The organism is Paenibacillus glycinis, assembly GCF_009909185.1.
GTDB classification, from domain to species: Bacteria; Bacillota; Bacilli; order Paenibacillales; family Paenibacillaceae; genus Paenibacillus_Z; species Paenibacillus_Z glycinis.
In genome coordinates this window covers 118,132-135,883 of sequence record NZ_JAAAMV010000023.1, presented here as the reverse complement: position 1 = coordinate 135,883, position 17,752 = coordinate 118,132, and the positions used below count along the sequence as shown (strand labels likewise).

Annotated in this window: 15 protein-coding genes; all 15 read left to right on the top strand. The window is 60.8% G+C overall.

All coding sequences use genetic code 11. The features are described from left to right. The first annotated feature begins 6 nt into the window (after window positions 1-6). The 15 genes from GT019_RS23035 (at window position 7) to mreB (ending at window position 17,721) form a co-directional block, all read left to right on the top strand. Window positions 7-1,107 (top strand): NADH-quinone oxidoreductase subunit D, encoded by a 1,101-nt coding sequence (locus GT019_RS23035; protein WP_161745778.1) that lies wholly within the window; start codon window positions 7-9, stop codon window positions 1,105-1,107. After that, a complete protein-coding gene (gene nuoH, locus GT019_RS23030) occupies window positions 1,107-2,117 on the top strand; it encodes an NADH-quinone oxidoreductase subunit NuoH (protein ID WP_161745777.1) in 1,011 nt (336 codons plus the stop codon). The genes GT019_RS23035 and nuoH overlap by 1 nt, the downstream gene beginning before the upstream one ends. A 208-nt stretch (window positions 2,118-2,325) precedes the next feature. Next, window positions 2,326-2,781, top strand: coding sequence for an NADH-quinone oxidoreductase subunit NuoI (gene nuoI / locus GT019_RS23025; protein ID WP_161745776.1), 456 nt, complete (start codon window positions 2,326-2,328; stop codon window positions 2,779-2,781). A 3-nt stretch (window positions 2,782-2,784) separates the two neighbouring features. Further along, a complete protein-coding gene (locus GT019_RS23020) occupies window positions 2,785-3,303 on the top strand; it encodes an NADH-quinone oxidoreductase subunit J (protein ID WP_161745775.1) in 519 nt (172 codons plus the stop codon). After that, window positions 3,304-3,606: an NADH-quinone oxidoreductase subunit NuoK gene (gene nuoK / locus GT019_RS23015; RefSeq protein WP_161745774.1), complete on the top strand. Its 303-nt coding sequence runs from the start codon at window positions 3,304-3,306 to the stop codon at window positions 3,604-3,606. Between the two features lie 6 nt (window positions 3,607-3,612). After that, a complete protein-coding gene (gene nuoL, locus GT019_RS23010) occupies window positions 3,613-5,490 on the top strand; it encodes an NADH-quinone oxidoreductase subunit L (RefSeq protein WP_161745773.1) in 1,878 nt (625 codons plus the stop codon). Beyond that, the gene (locus tag GT019_RS23005; RefSeq protein WP_161745772.1) at window positions 5,490-7,121 is read left to right on the top strand and encodes a complex I subunit 4 family protein; all 1,632 of its coding nucleotides are present in this window, start codon (window positions 5,490-5,492) and stop codon (window positions 7,119-7,121) included. Before nuoL ends, GT019_RS23005 begins: the two co-directional genes overlap by 1 nt. 5 nt (window positions 7,122-7,126) lie before the next feature. Further along, window positions 7,127-8,692, top strand: a complete 1,566-nt coding sequence (locus tag GT019_RS23000) for an NADH-quinone oxidoreductase subunit N (protein WP_161745771.1) — start codon at window positions 7,127-7,129, stop codon at window positions 8,690-8,692. Window positions 8,693-8,995: 303 nt separating this feature from the next. Continuing rightward, the gene (locus tag GT019_RS22995) at window positions 8,996-12,031 is read left to right on the top strand and encodes a S8 family peptidase (protein ID WP_161745770.1); all 3,036 of its coding nucleotides are present in this window, start codon (window positions 8,996-8,998) and stop codon (window positions 12,029-12,031) included. Window positions 12,032-12,048: 17 nt separating this feature from the next. Continuing rightward, window positions 12,049-12,297, top strand: coding sequence for a DUF1146 family protein (locus tag GT019_RS22990; protein ID WP_161745769.1), 249 nt, complete (start codon window positions 12,049-12,051; stop codon window positions 12,295-12,297). Between the two features lie 215 nt (window positions 12,298-12,512). Then, window positions 12,513-13,925 (top strand): UDP-N-acetylglucosamine 1-carboxyvinyltransferase, encoded by a 1,413-nt coding sequence (murA, locus tag GT019_RS22985; protein ID WP_161745768.1) that lies wholly within the window; start codon window positions 12,513-12,515, stop codon window positions 13,923-13,925. 185 nt (window positions 13,926-14,110) lie between these two features. Then, entirely contained in the window at window positions 14,111-15,286 is a 1,176-nt protein-coding gene (spoIID, locus tag GT019_RS22980; protein WP_161745767.1) for a stage II sporulation protein D, read from the top strand. Window positions 15,287-15,657: 371 nt separating this feature from the next. Continuing rightward, complete coding sequence (locus tag GT019_RS32065; protein WP_235949031.1) at window positions 15,658-16,137, top strand: M23 family metallopeptidase; 480 nt, start codon at window positions 15,658-15,660, stop codon at window positions 16,135-16,137. A gap of 184 nt (window positions 16,138-16,321) precedes the next feature. Further along, the gene (gene spoIIID / locus GT019_RS22970) at window positions 16,322-16,609 is read left to right on the top strand and encodes a sporulation transcriptional regulator SpoIIID (protein ID WP_090575384.1); all 288 of its coding nucleotides are present in this window, start codon (window positions 16,322-16,324) and stop codon (window positions 16,607-16,609) included. 104 nt (window positions 16,610-16,713) lie between these two features. Beyond that, window positions 16,714-17,721 (top strand): rod shape-determining protein MreB, encoded by a 1,008-nt coding sequence (gene mreB / locus GT019_RS22965; RefSeq protein WP_161745765.1) that lies wholly within the window; start codon window positions 16,714-16,716, stop codon window positions 17,719-17,721. Window positions 17,722-17,752 lie beyond the last annotated feature (31 nt).

Genomic DNA, 17,752 nt, shown 5'->3' with positions numbered 1-17,752 from the left:
TGAGCCGTGATTCGAACCGAAGAACTGCTGCTTAACGTCGGCCCGCAGCATCCCAGCACGCATGGCGTTTTCCGCATCATCGTCAAGCTCGACGGCGAAGTGATCACGGAAGCGACGCCGGTCATGGGTTACCTGCACCGGGGGACGGAGAAGCTCGCGGAAGACCTGAACTATACGCAGATCATTCCTTATACCGACCGGATGGATTACGTATCCGCGATGACGACGAATTACGTGCTCTGCCACGCCGTCGAGAAAATGATGGGGCTCGAGGTGCCGGAGCGGGCGGAATTCATGCGGCTGATCGTCATGGAACTGCAGCGCGTCGCGAGTCATCTCGTCTGGTGGGGGACGTACCTGTTGGATATCGGGGCGATGAGCCCGTTCCTGTTCGCCTTTCGCGACCGGGAAATCATCATTAACCTGTTCAACGAGCTGTGCGGCGCCAGGCTGACGTACAATTACATGCGCGTCGGCGGCGTCAAGTGGGATGCGCCTCCGGGCTGGATCGAGCAGGTGCGCGATTTCATTCCGTACATGGAAGGCAAGCTCGACGAATACCACAACCTCGTCAGCGGCAACGAGATCTTCCTTGCCCGAATACGGGGCGTCGGCCGCTACGACGCGGAAACGGCGATCAACTTCGGTTTGTCAGGCGCCAACCTGCGGTCGACGGGCGTGGATTGGGACTTGCGCAAAAGCAAGCCGTACAGCCTCTACGATCGATTCGAGTTCGATGTGCCGCTGGGCCGGAACGGCGACTGCTACGACCGGTACAACATCCGGCTGGAGGAAGTCCGCCAATCGCTGCGCATCCTGAAGCAGGCGGTCGAGCAGTTCCCCGGCCCCGGCGACGTGATGGGCAAGGTGCCGCGCGTCATCCGGCCGCCGGCGGGCGAGCTGTACGTCGGCATCGAATCGCCGCGCGGCGAGATCGGCTGCCATATCGTATCCAAAGGCAAAGCGGAGCCGTACCGCCTGAAATTCCGCCGTCCGTCGTTCGTTAACCTGCAGATCCTGCCGAAGCTGCTCGTCGGCGAGACGATGACGAATCTCATTACGATTCTGGGCGGCATCGATATTGTCGTCGGGGAGGTCGACTGCTGATGGGAGCTTGGCTGGACGAAACCTTGACCTGGGGCCACGCGCTCCTGTTCTTCCTGTGGGGCGTCATTCTGCTTCTGGTCGTGCTCGGCTTCGTGACGTACGCCATCTTCTTCGAGCGGAAGGTCATCGGCTGGATGCAGTACCGGATCGGCCCGAACCGGGTCGGACCTTGGGGGCTGCTGCAGTCGGTCGCCGATATCACCAAGCTGTTGATCAAGGAAGACACCATCCCGCGCAAGGCGGACCGGGCGCTGTTCATCCTGGCCCCGGCGCTGGCGTACGTGCCGGCGTTCGCGGTGCTGGCGGTCATTCCGTACACGCAGAAGCTGTATTTCGCCGATATCAATGTCGGGCTGCTCTATTACGTGGCGCTGTCCGGCATCTCGACGATCGCGATCATCTTGGGCGGCTGGTCGTCCAATAACAAGTACGCGCTTCTCGGTGGCATGCGCTCCGCCGCGCAAATGATCAGCTACGAGGTGCCGCTCGTCATCTCCGTCGTCGGCGTCGTCATGCTGTCGGGCTCGCTGAACCTGCGCTCGATCGCGGACCAGCAGGGCGACTGGTTCTGGCAGTGGAACTTTCTGCCGCAGATCATCGGGTTCGTCGTCTTCATCATCGCGGCGGTGTCGGAGCTCAACCGGACGCCGTTCGACCTGCCCGAAGCGGAATCGGAGCTGGTCGCCGGTTATCACGTCGAGTACAGCGGCTTCCGGTTCGCGTTCTTCATGCTGACGGAGTACGTGTACGTCTACGCCATCGCGGCGCTGACGACGGTGCTCTTCCTGGGCGGCTGGCATGCGCCGTTCCCGTTCCTCGATTGGGTGCCGGGCATCATCTGGTTCCTGCTTAAATTCACGTCGATCGTCTTCTTCCTGTTCTGGATCAGGGCGACCCTGCCGCGGATTCGCATCGACCAGCTCATGGGGCTCGGCTGGAAGGTCCTGCTGCCGGTGGCGATCCTGAACGTGTTCCTGACCGCGGTTTACATGGAGCTGTTCGTGAAGTGAGACGACGGTCTCCAGTAAGTTTGCATTGCGCAGGAATGAAGACGAGCGGCGCCGCCATAAGAACGGCGCCAGCCTTCTCGCCTTGCTTGCCGGGAGCCCCGGCAAAGGCGTCGCACAATACTTAAGCATAAGCTTCCGAAGCAGTTTTGTTTAATTGCTGGGGGCCAGCGGCAAAGGCTTCGCACAAAACTTTTAGGAGGGGGAAGCAATGAAAGGACTCTTGAAAGGGCTTGGCGTCACGCTGCAATCCATGACCAAGAAGAAAGTCACGACCTCCTATCCCGACGTGCCCATCGTCATGCCGGACCGATTTCGCGGCATCCAGCATTTCGAGCCGGATAAATGCATCGTCTGCAACCAATGCGTGCGAATCTGCCCGACGGAGTGCATCACGCTCACGGGCAAAGCGAACCCGGACCCCGAGAAGAAGGGGAAGGTCATCGATACGTACGACATCAATTTCGAGATTTGCATCCTGTGCGATCTCTGCACGGAGGTGTGTCCGACGGAAGCCATCGTCATGACGGGCAACTTCGAGCTGGCGTCCTACAGCCGCGACGATTTGTTCAAAGACATGCAGTGGCTGGACGACAACAACCGCAATGTCCGTCAGGACAACAACAACATCGGCGCTCCCGCCGCAGCCAAGGGAGGAGCGAAGTAACGCATGTTCAATTTCAACTTCAGCGGAGAGTTCGTCGCTTTCTTCGTCTTCTCGGTCATGATCATCAGCGGCGCGGTACTGATGGTCAGCTTCACGAAAGTCGTGCATATGGTCGTGTCGCTGGCTGCCGTGTTCATCGGCGTCGCGGGCATGTTCATCTTGCTCGATGCGGAGTTTCTGGCTTTCGTGCAGGTGCTCATCTATGCCGGCGCCGTTTCGATCCTGATGATCTTCGGCATCATGATGACGAAGCACCAGGAAGCCGAGGCGGAGCGGCCCCGCACGCTGCATGACACGCTGACGGCCATCGGCGCGCTCGCGCTGTTCGGCATTCTGTTCTACGCGATCCGCCAATCGGATTTTCCGGCGCCTCCGCAGGCGGCGGATCAAACGGTCGACAATACGATGGCCATCGGCCAAGCGCTGTTTACCGGCTACGTCGTGCCGTTCGAGCTCGTATCGGTGCTGCTGACGGTCGCGTTCATCGGCGCGATCGTGCTCGCCAAGAAGGAGGCGGATTAGATGTTGTCTTCCTATTTGACCATGGCGGCGATTCTGTTCTGTCTGGGGCTGTACGGCGCCCTTACGAAACGGAATGCCGTCATCGTCCTATTATCCATCGAATTGATGCTGAACGCCGTCAACCTGAACCTGGTCGCGTTCTCCAAATACGGCGTCGTGCCCTCGCTGTCGGGCCAAATGTTCACGCTCTTCAGCATCGCCGTCGCGGCGGCCGAAGCGGCCGTGGGCATCGCCGTGCTGATAGCGCTGTACCGGGCGCGCGGAACCGTGAACGTGGACGATTACGACGAGATGAGGAGGTAAGCGCGCATGGACACGACTTTTTCGCAGATCGCCTGGCTCATCCCCGTCTTCCCGTTCGTCGCGTTCCTGCTGCTGCTGGCTTTCGGCCGCTCCTCGCGAACGATCGGCGTCGCGCTCGGTTCGATCAGCTCGCTCGCGAGCCTGGCGTTATCCCTTCTCGTCCTGATCGAACATATGACGGACGGCACCAAGTATTATCAATACGCTTTCAAATGGATCGACACGGGCACCGTCGTCTTCAAGGCCGGCTTCGAAGTGACGAATTTGACGGCGCTGATGCTCGTCGTGGTAACGACGGTCAGCTTTCTGGTCAACGTGTACTCGGCCGGCTACATGAAGGGCGACGAAAGGATTTCCGTTTTCTACGGCTACGTCGCGCTGTTCACGTTCTCCATGCTGGGACTCGTGCTGTCCGACAATATGCTGACGCTGTATATCTTCTGGGAGCTCGTCGGCGTCTGTTCGTTCTTGCTCGTCGGCTTCTGGTTCAGCAAGCCGGAAGCGAAAGCGGCCGCCAAGAAGGCGTTCATCGTGACGCGGATCGGCGATGCGGGCCTGCTGCTCGGCATTCTGCTGCTTTACTGGTACATGCCGGATCATGCGCTCGATTTCGTGCGGATCGGCAATGCGTTCGAGGGCGGCTCCGGCGTCATCGCGGCCAGCGTGACGACTTGGATCGCCATTCTGATCTTCGTCGGCGCGGTCGGCAAATCCGGTCAATTTCCGCTGCACGTGTGGCTGCCTGACGCGATGGAAGGCCCGACGCCGATCAGCGCGCTCATCCATGCCGCGACGATGGTCGCCGCGGGCGTGTTCCTGGTCGCGCGGACGTTCGACATCTTCCAAGCTTCGCAGACGGCGATGGACATCGTGGCTTACATCGGCGGGTTCACCGCGATCTTCGCGGCCACCATCGGCGTGGCGCAGAACGACATCAAGCGCATCCTCGCTTTCTCGACGGTCAGCCAACTGGGGTACATGATGATGGGGCTCGGGCTGAACTCGATGACGGGCGGGATCTTTCATCTCTTTACGCACGCGTTCTTTAAGGCGCTGCTCTTTCTTGGGGCGGGAAGCGTCATCCACGCCGTACATACGCAGAACATTCAAGAGATGGGCGGACTCGGCTCCAAGATGAAGATCACCGCCTGGACGTTCGGCATCGGCGCGCTGGCCCTCTCCGGCATTCCCCCGTTCTCGGGGTTCTGGTCCAAGGACATGATCTTGAATATCGCCTACCACGAGAAGCCCGGGCTGTTCGTGGTAGGCGTCGTCGCGGCGTTCTTCACCGCCTTCTACATGTCGCGGCTGTTCTTCCTCGTCTTCATGGGCAAGCCCAAGGGAGAGCAGCATGCCCATGCGCACGAGTCGCCTTCGTCCATGACGATTCCGCTGATCGTGCTCGCCGTGCTTGCCGTTGTCGCCGGTTTCGTGCAGACGCCGTGGAACGACACGCTCGGCAACTGGCTGACGGACGGCGCGGAGCGGGAGAACGGAGGCGGCGGGCTCGTGATGGTCATTTCCGCGGCGATCGGCCTGCTCGGGTTGTACCTGGGATGGCTCGTCTTCGTGAAGGGCATGATCCCGCGCGATTTCGTCTCCGCCCGGGCGCCTTGGCTGGTCAGACTGCTGGAACGCAAGTATTACGTCGACGAGCTGTACGAATGGCTGATCGTCCGGCCGCTTCGGGCGCTCGGCGGGCTGCTGAACGCCATTGACGACTACGTCGTGGACGGCTTGGTGCGCGCTGCGGGCGGCGCGGCGGTCCTGCTCGGCAGGGGAGGCACGCGGATGCAGAACGGCCAGCTTCAAACCTATGGACTGATCACCGCGTTCGGGCTCGTCATTCTCATCGCGGCCGTCGCCTTAAGGAGGTTCTGGTAATGCCTGCGGATCTTCCGATACTCTCCTTGATTACGTTCTCGCCGCTGCTCGGTTTGCTCGTGCTGCTCTTTCTGCCGAAGCACCGCAGCCGATGGCTGAAAGTGACGGCCATCACGGCGACGCTCCTGCCGCTGCTGCTCTCGTTCTGGCTCTATGCCGATTACGACGGGGTTAAGGGCGGAAAACCGTACGAAGAACAAGCGACCTGGATTTCGACCTCGCTCAACAAAGAAGCGGTCGGCGAAGTGAGTTCCTATACGTTCGAGATGCAGTACCATCTCGGCGTGGACGGCTTATCGATGCCGCTGCTCCTGCTGACGACCATCGTCGGCGTCATGGCCGCGCTGGCGTCCGTGCACATCAAGAAACGGTGGAAAGCCTTCTACATCTGGTTCCTGCTGCTGGAGGTCGGCATGCTCGGCGTCTTCCTGGCGCGCGACGTGTTCCTCTTCTTCGTTTTCTTCGAAATGACGCTGATCCCGATGTTCTTCCTGATCGGCATCTGGGGTTACATGAACCGGGAGCAGGCGGCGAATAAATTTTTGATCTACAACGGCATCGGATCGGCGATCATGCTGCTGGCCTTCGTGTTTCTCGTCGCGACGGCCGGCTTCCGGGCGGAACAGCTGCCGGAACAGCAGCAGACCCATCTCTCTTACAGCGGCAGCTACGACGTCATCGGCGCGAATCTGGCCGACCCGAACGCGTACGTCAACCTGTCGCCGGAGCAAACGCAGGGAACGGATAACCCGCTGTACTTGTCCGAACGCATGCATTGGGTCATCTTCCTGCTGCTACTGATCGCGTTCGGCATCAAGCTGCCGATCTTTCCGTTTCATACGTGGATGCTGAAGGTTCACGCGGAGGCGCCGCCTTCCGTCGTCATGATCCACTCGGGCGTGCTGCTCAAGATGGGCGCCTACGGCCTGCTGCGGTTCGGGGTCTTCATGTTCCCGGCGCAGACCAAGGATTGGGCGACGGTGCTCGCGATACTCGGCGTCGTCAATATCCTGTACGGGGCGGTGCTCGCGCTCGTGCAGAAGGAATTCAAGCTCGTGCTCGCCTATTCGTCCATCAGCCATATGGGCATCGTGCTGCTCGGCATCGCGTCGCTGAACGAAATCGGGCTGCACGGCGCCGTCATCCAGCTCGTCTCGCACGGCCTGATCTCCGCGCTGCTGTTCCTGCTCGTCGGCAGCATCTACGAGCGTACCGGCTCCACGGAGCTGAAGGATCTGGGCGGGCTCGCCCGGAGCATGCCGTTCCTGAGCGGCATCCTGCTCGCGGCCGGCATGGCATCGCTCGGACTGCCGGGGTTGTCCGGCTTCGTCGGCGAATTCCTGTCGCTGCTGGGCTTGTTCGACTCCATGCGGATCATTACGGCGATCGCCGTCCTTGGCGTCATCCTGACCGCGGTGTACGTGCTGCGGAGCGTGCTCGGCATCACCTTCGGCGCGCTGCCGGAACGGCTTGCCGCGATTCGCGACGTTCGCCTCGTGGAGGCGGTGCCGATGATCGCGCTGCTCGCGTTCATCGTGCTGATCGGCATTTACCCGGCCGTATTGACGCTGCCGATGCAGCATGGCTTCGACTCGCTGCTTCGGCAGCTATCTGACAAGGCGGGGAGGTAGGGGAAATGGACGCAACACAGCAGCTGCAATCCCTCTCTTGGAGCGATGCGGCCTATCTCGCCCCGGAATGGATCCTGATCGCGTTCATGATCGGCCTGGCCGTGCTCGATCTGTTCCTGCCGCGGCGCGCCTTGACGGGTTGGCTGACGCTTGCCGGGCTGCTCACGTCGCTCGGATTTGTCGTCTGGCGGTTGACGGAGCTTGCGAACTCGGCGGGACAGACGGACGCGGCCGGGCAGCAGGTCAACGGCATTATCCGGATCATGGCGGACAGCTACCGGATCGATTATTTCTCGAGCCTGCTCAAGATTGTCTTCCTCGTCGCCGCGGCGCTCACCGTCTTGATGAGTCTGGGCACGGTGAAGCGATCCGATATCTCGGATCGGGGCGAATATTATTATTTGCTGCTGCCGGCCGTCTGCGGCGCGATGATCATGGCGTCCTCCGGCGACATGATCACGCTGTATATCGGACTGGAGCTGCTCAGCATCACGACTTACGTGCTCGTCGGCATCCGCAAGCATGCCGTGCAATCGACCGAAGCGGCATTCAAATACGTGGTGACGGGCGGCATCTCGTCGGCGCTCGTCCTGTTCGGCATGTCCTACCTGTACGGCATCACGGGTGCGACGAACCTCGGCGCGATCGCCCAAGGCATCAAGGAGCACGGCATCGATTTTCCCGCCATTCTGTACGTGGCCTTCTTCTTCCTCATCGCGGGTCTCGGCATCAAAATCGCCGCGGCGCCGTTCCACTATTGGGCGGCCGACGTGTACCAAGGCGCGCCGACGCCGATTACCGCGTTTCTGGCGGTCGTGTCCAAAGGCGCAGCGTTCGCGGTTATTTTCCGGATCATTTACAATACCGCCTTCTTTGCTTCCTCGCCGGGCAAGCCGGTGACGAACGACGTGTTCCTCGTCCTGCTGATTCTGGCCGCCGCCGCGATGCTCATCGGCTCGACGATGGCCTTGAGGCAGTTCAACGCCAAACGCCTCATGGCATTGTCGGGCGTGGCGAATGCCGGGTATATGCTCGTCCCGCTGGGCTTGTCCATCAAAGGCATGCACGCCTCGGGCTTCGGCGAGTTCGTCTTCTATCTGGCCGCGTACCTGCTGATGACGATCGGCGCGCTGGCGGTCATCGGCGTGATCGGCAAGTCGGAGGGCAACGACGACGTCGGGAGCTTCGCGGGCTTGTACCACCGGGCGCCGTGGACGGCGGTCGCGATGGTCGTGTTCCTGCTTTCCCTTGCCGGCCTGCCGGTTACGGGCGGTTTCTTCGGGAAGCTGTTCATCCTGCTGGGCGCGATGCAATCCAAAGACTATTGGATCGCCGCCGTCATGGTCGCGAGCAGCGTCATCTCGTATTATTTCTACTTCGGACTGATCCGCCAAATGTTCATGCGTTCGACGAACGATTCGGATGTCCGGGTTCCGGCGACGAGCGGCATCGTGATCTGGCTGTGCGCGATCGCGACGGTCGCGCTCGGCATCGTGCCGGGCCCGGCGCTCGATTGGGTCAACAGCCATTTCACGATCGTGAACGATTTGTTCGTGCAGTTCGTACCGTAAAGCCAGTCCGGCAGCGGCTGGTTGGACGCCGATCGATGGCGCGTCCGCCTTTTCGCCATGCGCTTCCGAACCTCCGGCATCCGATTGCGCAATCGGGGCCGGAGGTTTTTTGGCTTGCGGCGGAAATGTTCATACAAAATTCAAACGTAAGCATGCACAAAGACGCATACATATCGATGAATGCGATGGGAACCCGGGACGATAGACCTGAATCGTCGCATTTCTATAATTTGTCAAAAGGATATCAGGGGGCGGGAAGCGAACAGTTTCAGATACCAAATTGCAGGTTAAAGGCTGAGTATGATGATCAACCGTAATGGGAAAGCGCGATCCAATTCCATATCGTCAAAGCCGGGCTCCGTGCTTCGCGGGGACTATTCCGTCGTGCCCGTCGCCGGGAAGATCGGCGCCGGGCAGGCGGCCCGGCGCCGGCAGCGCCAGGCGCTCGCGGCGCGCTTCGCGCGCCTGGCGCTGCGCGCTGCCCTCGCGGCGCTGCTGCTCGCGGGCGCTCCTGCGGAGGCGGCTTCGCTCGCCGCAGGGGCCGCTCGCGCGGCCCAGCCGCCCGCGGCGGCCATCGGCGGCCCCGATGGGTCTGCCGCCCCAGCCGCCGACGGCGGCCCGGATGAGCCGCAGCCGCGCGACTGGCTCATCAAATGGCGCGACCCCGCGCAGGCGAAGCCGCTGCCCGGCACGCGCGTGCTGCGCCGCCTCGCCCTGCCGGAGGCGGCGGTGGACGTCGTCCGCCCCGCGGACCCCGGGGCGGACACGGCCCGGTGGCTCCTCCGGCTGCAGCACACGCCGGAGCTCGCCTACGCCGAGCCGGTCGGCCGCGTGCATATGCTGGCGGCCGAACCGGCGGCGAACGACCCGGAACTGCCGAAGCAGCAGTTTCTGGCGCAGATCGGCGCCGCGGACGCCTGGACCATGGCGCATGATCAGACGGATTTGACGATCGCGCTCATCGATACCGGCGTCGACTTGGATCACCCGGACCTCAAGGATAACTTGGTTCCGGGAACGAACCTCGTCTCGCCGGGCAAGCCGCCGGAAGACGACAACGGCCACGGCACGGCGGTGGCGGGCGTCATCGCGGGGGAAGGCAACAACAAGCTGGGCGTCGCGGGCATCCTCTGGCATGCCAAGATCATGCCCGTCAAGGCGCTGGACGCCGACGGCTACGGCGACGAAGAACGCCTCGGCGAAGCCATCACGTACGCCGTCGATCACGGGGCGCGCATCCTGGTGCTTTCGGTCGGGCTCTACCGCTATTCGCCTTACCTGAAGGACATCGCCGCCTATGCGGAATCCAAGGGGGCGCTGTTGGTGGCGGCCAGCGGCAACGACGGCGAGCTGCTCGGCAGCAAGGCCAAGGTCAAATACCCCGCCGCCTACCCGACGGTGATGGCGGTGGCCGGGGCGACGGCGGACGGAGCGCCGGAGACGAGGTCCAACGCGGGACCCGAGATCGACCTCGCCGCGCCTTGGAGCGTATATACGACGGCGCTTGGCGGAGGCTATAAGCAGGAAGAGGGCACGTCGATGGCCGCGCCGCAGGCAGCCGCGGCGGCGGCGCTCGTCTGGGCGGTGCATCCCGGCTATAAGCCGTATCAGGTGCGCGCCTTGCTTCGTCAGTCGGCGAAGGACATCGGCAACCCGGGCTTCGACAACGCCAGCGGTTACGGGCTGCTGCGGATCGATAAGGCCGTTACCGCCGCGCTGCAGGCGGACGCCTTCGAGCCGAATGACGACCGGCAGCGGGCGAAGCTGTTTCCGCTCGGCACGAAGATCGCCGCGGAGCTGGCGGGCGCAGCGGATACGGATTGGTATCGCGTCGAAGCGCCGTACGACGGCACGGTCGCGATCCAGGTCCAGAGCCTGCCGGCAGCCGGAGAGAGCGCCCCGACGCTGCAGTTGACGCACGCCGGCGACGCGTCCGCAAGCGCGACGAAGGATATCAAGCTCGGCAACCAAACGGTGGAATGGCACGTAAAAAAAGGGCGGAACGATTTCGAGGTGCGTTTCTTCGGCAGAACGAGCAAGCAGCAGCTGGCTTACCTGTTGACGTCGTCCTTCGAGAACGAGCCGGATGCGTACGAGACGAACGACAAGCAATACCAGGCGTTTGCGTTAAAGCCCGTATCCCAGCAGATCGTCGGCAATTTCCATCAGACGGGGGATCAGGATTGGTTCGCGATCCGCTTCGAGACGGGCGGCATGCTGAAGCTGTCCCTGACGGCGGATTCCGCGCGCATGGACCCCGGTCTCGCCTATCAGCGGCAGGGCGGCGCGCTGACGGAAGAAGACGAGAACGGCGAAGGCGAAGGGGAGTCGTCCCCGCCGATCGACGTGACGCCGGGCACGTACTACATCCGGGTGCACAACGCGGCGTCCGCGCAGGCCAGTCCGACGGCATCGCAATATAAACTGAACGTGCTGTTCATTACGCGGCATACGGATCCCAACGAGCCCAATGACAGGACGTACGAAGCCACCGGCATATCGCCCGGCGCGGGTTACTCCGGCGTTATCGGCGCGCCGGGCGACGTGGATTGGTACCAGCTGCGGTTGACCGCCGCTCAGATGGTGACGCTGAAGGTCAGCGGAATCCCGGCCGGCATCGCGATGAGGGCGGAGCTGCTCGACAAGCGCCAGAAGTCGCTGTACGTGCTCAAGTCGGCGCCGGGCGCTTCGTCCATGACCAAGGAGGCGCGGCTGGATGCGGGACTGTATTACGTCAAGCTGTCGGCAAGCGCCGCGTTCGATAAACAATACTACGGGCTCCGCGTGAAGACCGAGACGCTCGTCGCCGGATTTCGGGACATTGACGGCCATTGGGCCGAATCGGCGATCGTCGCCTTGAACAAGAAGGGCATCGTCGGCGGAAGCGGGAATTACCGGTTCGGCCCGGACCAAGGCATCACGCGCGCGGAAGCGGTATCCATGCTCGTTCGGGCGTTCAAGCCCGCGGGCAGCGGCGGGAACGGCGCGGGCTTCCGCGATGTCGGCGGCAGCCACTGGGCGTATTCGGCGATCGCCGGCGCGGCTCGCGCCGGTTGGATCGGGGGTTATCCCGGCGGCATCTTCGGACCCGGACGGCCGATCTCCCGCGAGGAAATGGCCGTCATTCTGCTGCGCGCGCTGAACGCCGAGAGCGGGCGCGCAAGCGCGGCGGCGTTCGACGACGTGCCGGCAGGGCGTTGGTCGGCGCCGGCCGTCCGGACCGTCAAGCAAATGGGACTCATGGGCGGTTACCCCGGCAACCGGTTCGAGCCGGAGCGTTCCGCGACGCGGGCCGAGTTCGCGTCCGTGCTGCTGCGCGCCTTGAGCGCCGGAATTTAGAATAGGGAGTCATTGAAATGATGGATCAAGTCGCTTCTACGGCCGGCATGCACGCGTTATTGTCGATCGTCATTGAATTGTTCAGCATCGCGCTGGCCTGGATCGTGATCCAGGAGCTGAAATGGGACGCGATCGTCAAGCGTCCCCGGGGACCTCAGGCCCGGGCGCTGCAAATTGTCCTGTCGATCGTCCTGGGACACGGTTTCGCTTCCTTCGTCCTCGCTTACTGGAACTGGTCGAGCCTGCTCAAAGGAATTGTCGAATAACAAGCTCGAAACATGTTAACAATGGGTAATAGATGACGGTACGAAAGACGAAATCGCTTGCGAATGGTATAAAATACCGCGTTTCGACAGGGAGAAAATAACGCTTGTCGATTCCTGTAAGCGGATGTTAAGATGTACTTTGAGTGCGTATCATAGTACCAGATATTTCCTCAAATAGGTAAAAGAATCTACTGCACGCGGAGGGAAACCTTAAGATGAGCAAAATAATCGTCCGCGGCGGCAAGCGACTATCCGGAACTGTCCGCGTGAGCGGCGCCAAGAACGCCGTATTACCGATACTCGCTGCCACGTTACTCGCAAAGGATGGCGAAAGCGTCATCCACGACGTACCTAATCTCGATGATGTGATGACGATTCAACAAGTGCTGACCGCCTTGGGCGGGAAGCTGACATATGCTAATGAGACCATGCGCATTTCCGCCGAGCATCTCGTATCGTTCGAAGCGCCGTACGAATGGGTGCGCAAGATGCGCGCTTCTTTTCTCGTCATGGGTCCCTTGTTGGCCCGTCTCGGCTGCGCGAGAATTTCGCTTCCGGGCGGCTGCGCCATCGGAACGCGTCCGATCGACCAGCATCTGAAAGGGTTCGAAGCCATGGGCGCCGAGATCGTGCTTGGCCAAGGCTTTATCGAGGCCCGCACGGACGGCAAGCTGAAGGGCGCGAAGATCTATCTGGATGTCGCCAGCGTCGGCGCAACGGAGAACATCATGATGGCGGCCGCGCTGGCGGACGGAACGACGACGATCGAGAACGCGGCCAAAGAGCCGGAGATCGTGGATTTGGCCAATTACCTCAATGCCATGGGCGCGATCGTCCGCGGCGCGGGAACGGGCATTATCCGCATCGAAGGCGTGGAATCGCTCAGCGGCGTTGCACATACCGTTATCCCTGACCGCGTAGAAGCGGGTACTTATATGATTGCCGCGGCCATGACCGGCGGCGACGTCCACATCGAGGGCGCAATCAGTGACCACTTGGCGCCGGTGATTTCCAAGCTGCAAGAAATGGGCGTCGGCGTGACGGAGACGGACGGCGGCATTCGCGTGACGGCATCGAAGAAGCTCAAGTCGGTCGACGTCAAGACGCTGCCTTATCCGGGTTTCCCCACGGACATGCAATCTCAAATGATGGCGCTGCTCATGGTGTCGGAAGGCACGAGCATCGTCACGGAGACGGTGTTCGAGAATCGTTTCATGCACGTCGAGGAGTTCCAGAAGATGAACGCGCACATCAAGGTGGACGGTCGCACGGCGATCGTATCCGGCGGCACGCAGCTGACGGGCGCCAAAGTTACGGCAACCGACCTGCGCGCGGGCGCGGCGCTCGTATGCGCGGCGCTCTGCGCCGACGGCGAAAGCGAAATTGCCGGCATTCACCACGTGGACCGCGGCTATGTCAACATTACGGGCAAACTGGCGGCGCTTGGCGCGGATATCTTCCGCGACGAGGAAATGCCGGCTGAATCGAAGGCATACGCCAAGGTGCTCGAAGGCGTTGCCGCCGCGCTCGAAGAGACGGAACCGGCCATCGTTGCGGCCAGGACGCAGGAGCCTGCCAAGCGGGAAAAGGAACTGCCGCGCATCAAAGCGCAGCCAACCTGGGCCTAATAGCCATTTTCCTTCAAAAAACCCTATTTTCGTCCCTTTCTCCGGAAAAGGCGGAAATAGGGTTTTTTGCGTTTGCACCCGAAGCATCGCGGCCGGTTTTGGGTACTATCCTATCTTTTCGGTTCATAGAATGAAATAGGCGGAGAACGAGAGACAGAGAGTCGCGGAACCGAAAGGAGCAGAGCATGAAGCGAGCGAAGTGGAAGGCAGGGCGCTCTTATCGCCGTCGTTTTTGGACAAGAGGGTGGTGGCTTGGGTTTCTATGGGGGCTGCTGCTCGTGATTCTCGTGAAAGCGATCGTTCATTATATGGCGCCGGGGACGACGGCATCCGAAGGCCGGGAATCGATAGGGACGATCGCGGAATCGGCGCCGGCCGAGCGTGAGTCCGAAGTCGGGCCGCCGAACGCGGCATCCGCCTCGGTGCCCAAGACGCCCAAGGCCGACATCCCGGCCTCTTCGGGCATTGACAGCGCGGACAAGCAGTCCAAAGTGCTCAGCGCGTACGACCGGCTCTGGGTATCCGTGTATTTGACCCGGGAGCGGCAGATCGAGAAAATGCCGATCGAGCTTTACGTGCGAGGCGTCCTGGCCGGCGAAATGCCGGTCGATTTCGAGCTGGAGGCGCTGAAGGCGCAGGCGATTGCCGCGCGGACCTACATCTACAGGCGGCTGCTGACGGGCGACAGGAGCGGTCTGAGCGGGAAGGAGCAGAAGGCCGACGTCGACGATACGGTCATGAACCAGGCGTACGTATCGATCGGCGCGCTGCTGAACCGCTGGAGCGGGACCGTGAAGGAGGCGAATCTGCGGAAGCTGAACGAGGCGGTCGAGGAAACGAAGGGCCTGATCGTCACGTACGGCGGCGAGCCGATTCAAGCGTCGTTTTTCTCCACGAGCAACGGGTATACGGAGAATGCTTCGGATTATTGGAATCTGGACCTGCCTTATTTGCGCAGCGTGGCCAGCCCGTGGGACAAGGCGATTTCGCCCAAATACGAGCAGACCGTCGAAATCGGACTGAAGGACGCGGCGGCCAAGCTCGGCGTGAAGACGGGCGAGATCCGCGGCATGCGCATCGTGGGCATGACGTCAGGCGACCGGGTGAAGGAGGTCAAGCTCGGCGGGAAGACTTTCACCGGAAGAGAGATTCGCGAGAAATTGGCTCTCGCATCCTCGGATTTCACGTGGTCTATCTCTGGCAATGCAATGACGTTCACGACGAAAGGCTATGGTCACGGAGTAGGCATGAGCCAATGGGGCGCGAACGGAATGGCGAAGGAAGGCGCAACGGCGCGGCAAATCCTGGCGCATTATTATTCGGGAGCCGCGGTCGTGCCGGCATCCGGCGTGCTAGACTAGCGCCGATCGCTATATCTAACAATCTCAAAAAATGTAAATCCCTCACGTATAAACTGCTAGGTTCTGGCAACAATGGCTAGTGAGGTGATCGAACAATGAGTGATAACAAATCAAAGTTCAATGAAGAGGCTCCCAAAAACACAATGGGAGGCAAAGCCGTCAAACCGTCTGCGTGGAGAAAACTGATGGCAAAGAAATGGGCAGCACCATCAGCATTTTTGGCCGCCGCAGCAATCATCGTAACCTTAATGTGGCTCTATGGGGGAGCTGGGGAAACAACGGACAAACCGGCCAGCACCACCGTAGATAGCACACAAGGGGTAACGGATGAGCAAACCCTGGACGAGCCTACGCCGTCGGACGACGAAGCCATGATCCAAAAGTCGGAAGACGAAACGATGAAATGGCCGGCCGACAAGAGCCAGCTCGACGTATTGGCACCGTTCTACAGCAGCAAGTCCAGCAATGAAGACCGCCAGGCTGCCCTGATCGAAGCCCCGAACAACGAGATCGTCGCCAACATGGGGATCGACCTCGGCAAAGAAGATAAAGCTTTCGACGTTACCGCGGCACTGAGCGGCGTCGTAACGGTAGCCGAGAAAAACCCGGTTAACGGCAACGTGGTTCAAATCAAGCACGCCGGCGGCCTCGTGACGATCTACAACAGCCTCAGCGACGTGCAAGTCACGGTCGGTCAAGACGTGAAGCAAGGCGACGTCATCGCGAAAGCGGGCCGCGACGAGCTGGAGAAAGACCTCGGCGTCCACCTGCACTTCGAAGTGCGCAAGGACGGCAAAGCGATCGATCCTTCGACGCTGATCGAAACCGCGAGCGCAAACGCGCAGCAATAACGGCAAGGCGGCAATGGGCCGCAAAACCTTTCGAAGGCAGGGACTCCCTGCCTTCTTTTTTGTGTTTCGGGACCGCTTTTGAAAATATTTGCAGTTCTTGGGCTTGTCACGCTTGGACACAAAGAATATATACCCGTACCCCTCATATAATGTACCAAACTATCTCGAGTAGGGAGGCGGGAGCGTGCACGATTATATCAAAGAACGGACCATAAAAATCGGCCGTTGCATCGTCGAGACGAAGCATACGGTTCGTACGATCGCGAAAGAATTTGGGGTCTCCAAAAGCACGGTGCACAAGGATTTGACCGAGCGGTTGCCGGAGATAAATCCCGATTTGGCGGATCAGGTCAAGCACATTCTGGAATACCACAAGTCGATCCGGCACCTGAGGGGAGGAGAAGCAACCAAGATCAAGTACAAGAAGAGCTCCGGACGCAAGCGCGAAGTCCTTGCCGCGGCAAAATCGTAAGCGATTTTTTCTACAAAAATAGAGGATTTTCGTTCAATTCAGCGAATACTATACTGGATGAGGATTGTACTCGACTATTATTCGCGCTGGAGGACTTCAGACTTATGTTTAGCAAGGATATCGGGATTGATTTGGGAACCGCAAATGTGTCCATTCACGTTAGGGGGAGAGGCGTCGTTTTGGATGAGCCTTCGGTCGTAGCGATCGAAAGCGAGACCAAACGCGTGCTTGCCGTCGGCGAGGAAGCGCATCGGATGGTAGGACGGACCCCTGGAAACATCATTGCCATCCGACCGCTTCGCGACGGCGTCATCGCCGATTTCGAAATAACGGAAATCATGCTTAAAGCTTTCATCGATCGCGTAGGCGGCCGGTCCTGGTACAGCCGCCCGCGCATTCTTATTTGCGCCCCGACCAACATTACGTCGGTCGAACAGAAGGCGATCCGGGAAGCCGCGGAGCGCAGCGGCGCGAAGGACGTCTTTCTGGAAGAAGAGCCGAAAGCGGCGGCCATCGGCGCCGGCATGGACATCTACCAGCCGAGCGGCAACATGGTCGTCGACATCGGCGGCGGCACGACGGACGTGGCCGTGCTGTCCATGGGCGACGTCGTGACGGCCTCCTCGATCAAAGTCGCGGGAGACAAGTTCGACGAAGCGATCATGAAGTATATCAAAAACAAGTACAAGCTCCTGATCGGCGAACGGACGAGCGAGGATATCAAAATCAAGATCGGCACCGTGTACGACAACGGCTTCAGGGACGAGATCGACATTCGCGGACGCGACATGGTAACCGGCTTGCCGCTGACCGTGACGATTTACTCGGAAGAAGTGCGCGAAGCGCTCTGGGAGCCGGTGTCGTCGATCGTCTCGGCCGCCAAATCCGTGCTGGAACGAACGCCTCCGGAGCTGTCGGCCGACATCATCGACCGCGGGGTCATCCTGACGGGCGGCGGGGCGCTGCTCGGCGGACTCGATGCATTGCTCGCGGAAGAGTTGAAGGTGCCGGTTCTGATCGCCGAGGATCCGATGCACTGCGTCGTCAAAGGGACAGGCCTGCTGCTGGACCATCTTGACCGCGCGCCTCGCCGGGATATCTCGAAGCGCTAGGACCGACGGAATAGGCGGCAAGCCGATGTTC

Excerpts from the sequence above, each read along its gene's own strand:
- mreB (WP_161745765.1), top strand. The coding sequence starts at position 16,714 with ATGTTTAGCAAGGATATCGGGATTGATTTGGGAACCGCAAATGTGTCC.
- GT019_RS22995 (WP_161745770.1), top strand. The coding sequence starts at position 8,996 with ATGATCAACCGTAATGGGAAAGCGCGATCCAATTCCATATCGTCAAAG.
- nuoL (WP_161745773.1), top strand. The coding sequence starts at position 3,613 with ATGGACACGACTTTTTCGCAGATCGCCTGGCTCATCCCCGTCTTCCCG.
- GT019_RS23000 (WP_161745771.1), top strand. The coding sequence starts at position 7,127 with ATGGACGCAACACAGCAGCTGCAATCCCTCTCTTGGAGCGATGCGGCC.
- nuoI (WP_161745776.1), top strand. The coding sequence starts at position 2,326 with ATGAAAGGACTCTTGAAAGGGCTTGGCGTCACGCTGCAATCCATGACC.
- nuoK (WP_161745774.1), top strand. The coding sequence starts at position 3,304 with ATGTTGTCTTCCTATTTGACCATGGCGGCGATTCTGTTCTGTCTGGGG.
- spoIID (WP_161745767.1), top strand. The coding sequence starts at position 14,111 with ATGAAGCGAGCGAAGTGGAAGGCAGGGCGCTCTTATCGCCGTCGTTTT.
- nuoH (WP_161745777.1), top strand. The coding sequence starts at position 1,107 with ATGGGAGCTTGGCTGGACGAAACCTTGACCTGGGGCCACGCGCTCCTG.
- GT019_RS32065 (WP_235949031.1), top strand. The coding sequence starts at position 15,658 with ATGATCCAAAAGTCGGAAGACGAAACGATGAAATGGCCGGCCGACAAG.
- GT019_RS22990 (WP_161745769.1), top strand. The coding sequence starts at position 12,049 with ATGATGGATCAAGTCGCTTCTACGGCCGGCATGCACGCGTTATTGTCG.
- GT019_RS23020 (WP_161745775.1), top strand. The coding sequence starts at position 2,785 with ATGTTCAATTTCAACTTCAGCGGAGAGTTCGTCGCTTTCTTCGTCTTC.
- GT019_RS23005 (WP_161745772.1), top strand. The coding sequence starts at position 5,490 with ATGCCTGCGGATCTTCCGATACTCTCCTTGATTACGTTCTCGCCGCTG.
- murA (WP_161745768.1), top strand. The coding sequence starts at position 12,513 with ATGAGCAAAATAATCGTCCGCGGCGGCAAGCGACTATCCGGAACTGTC.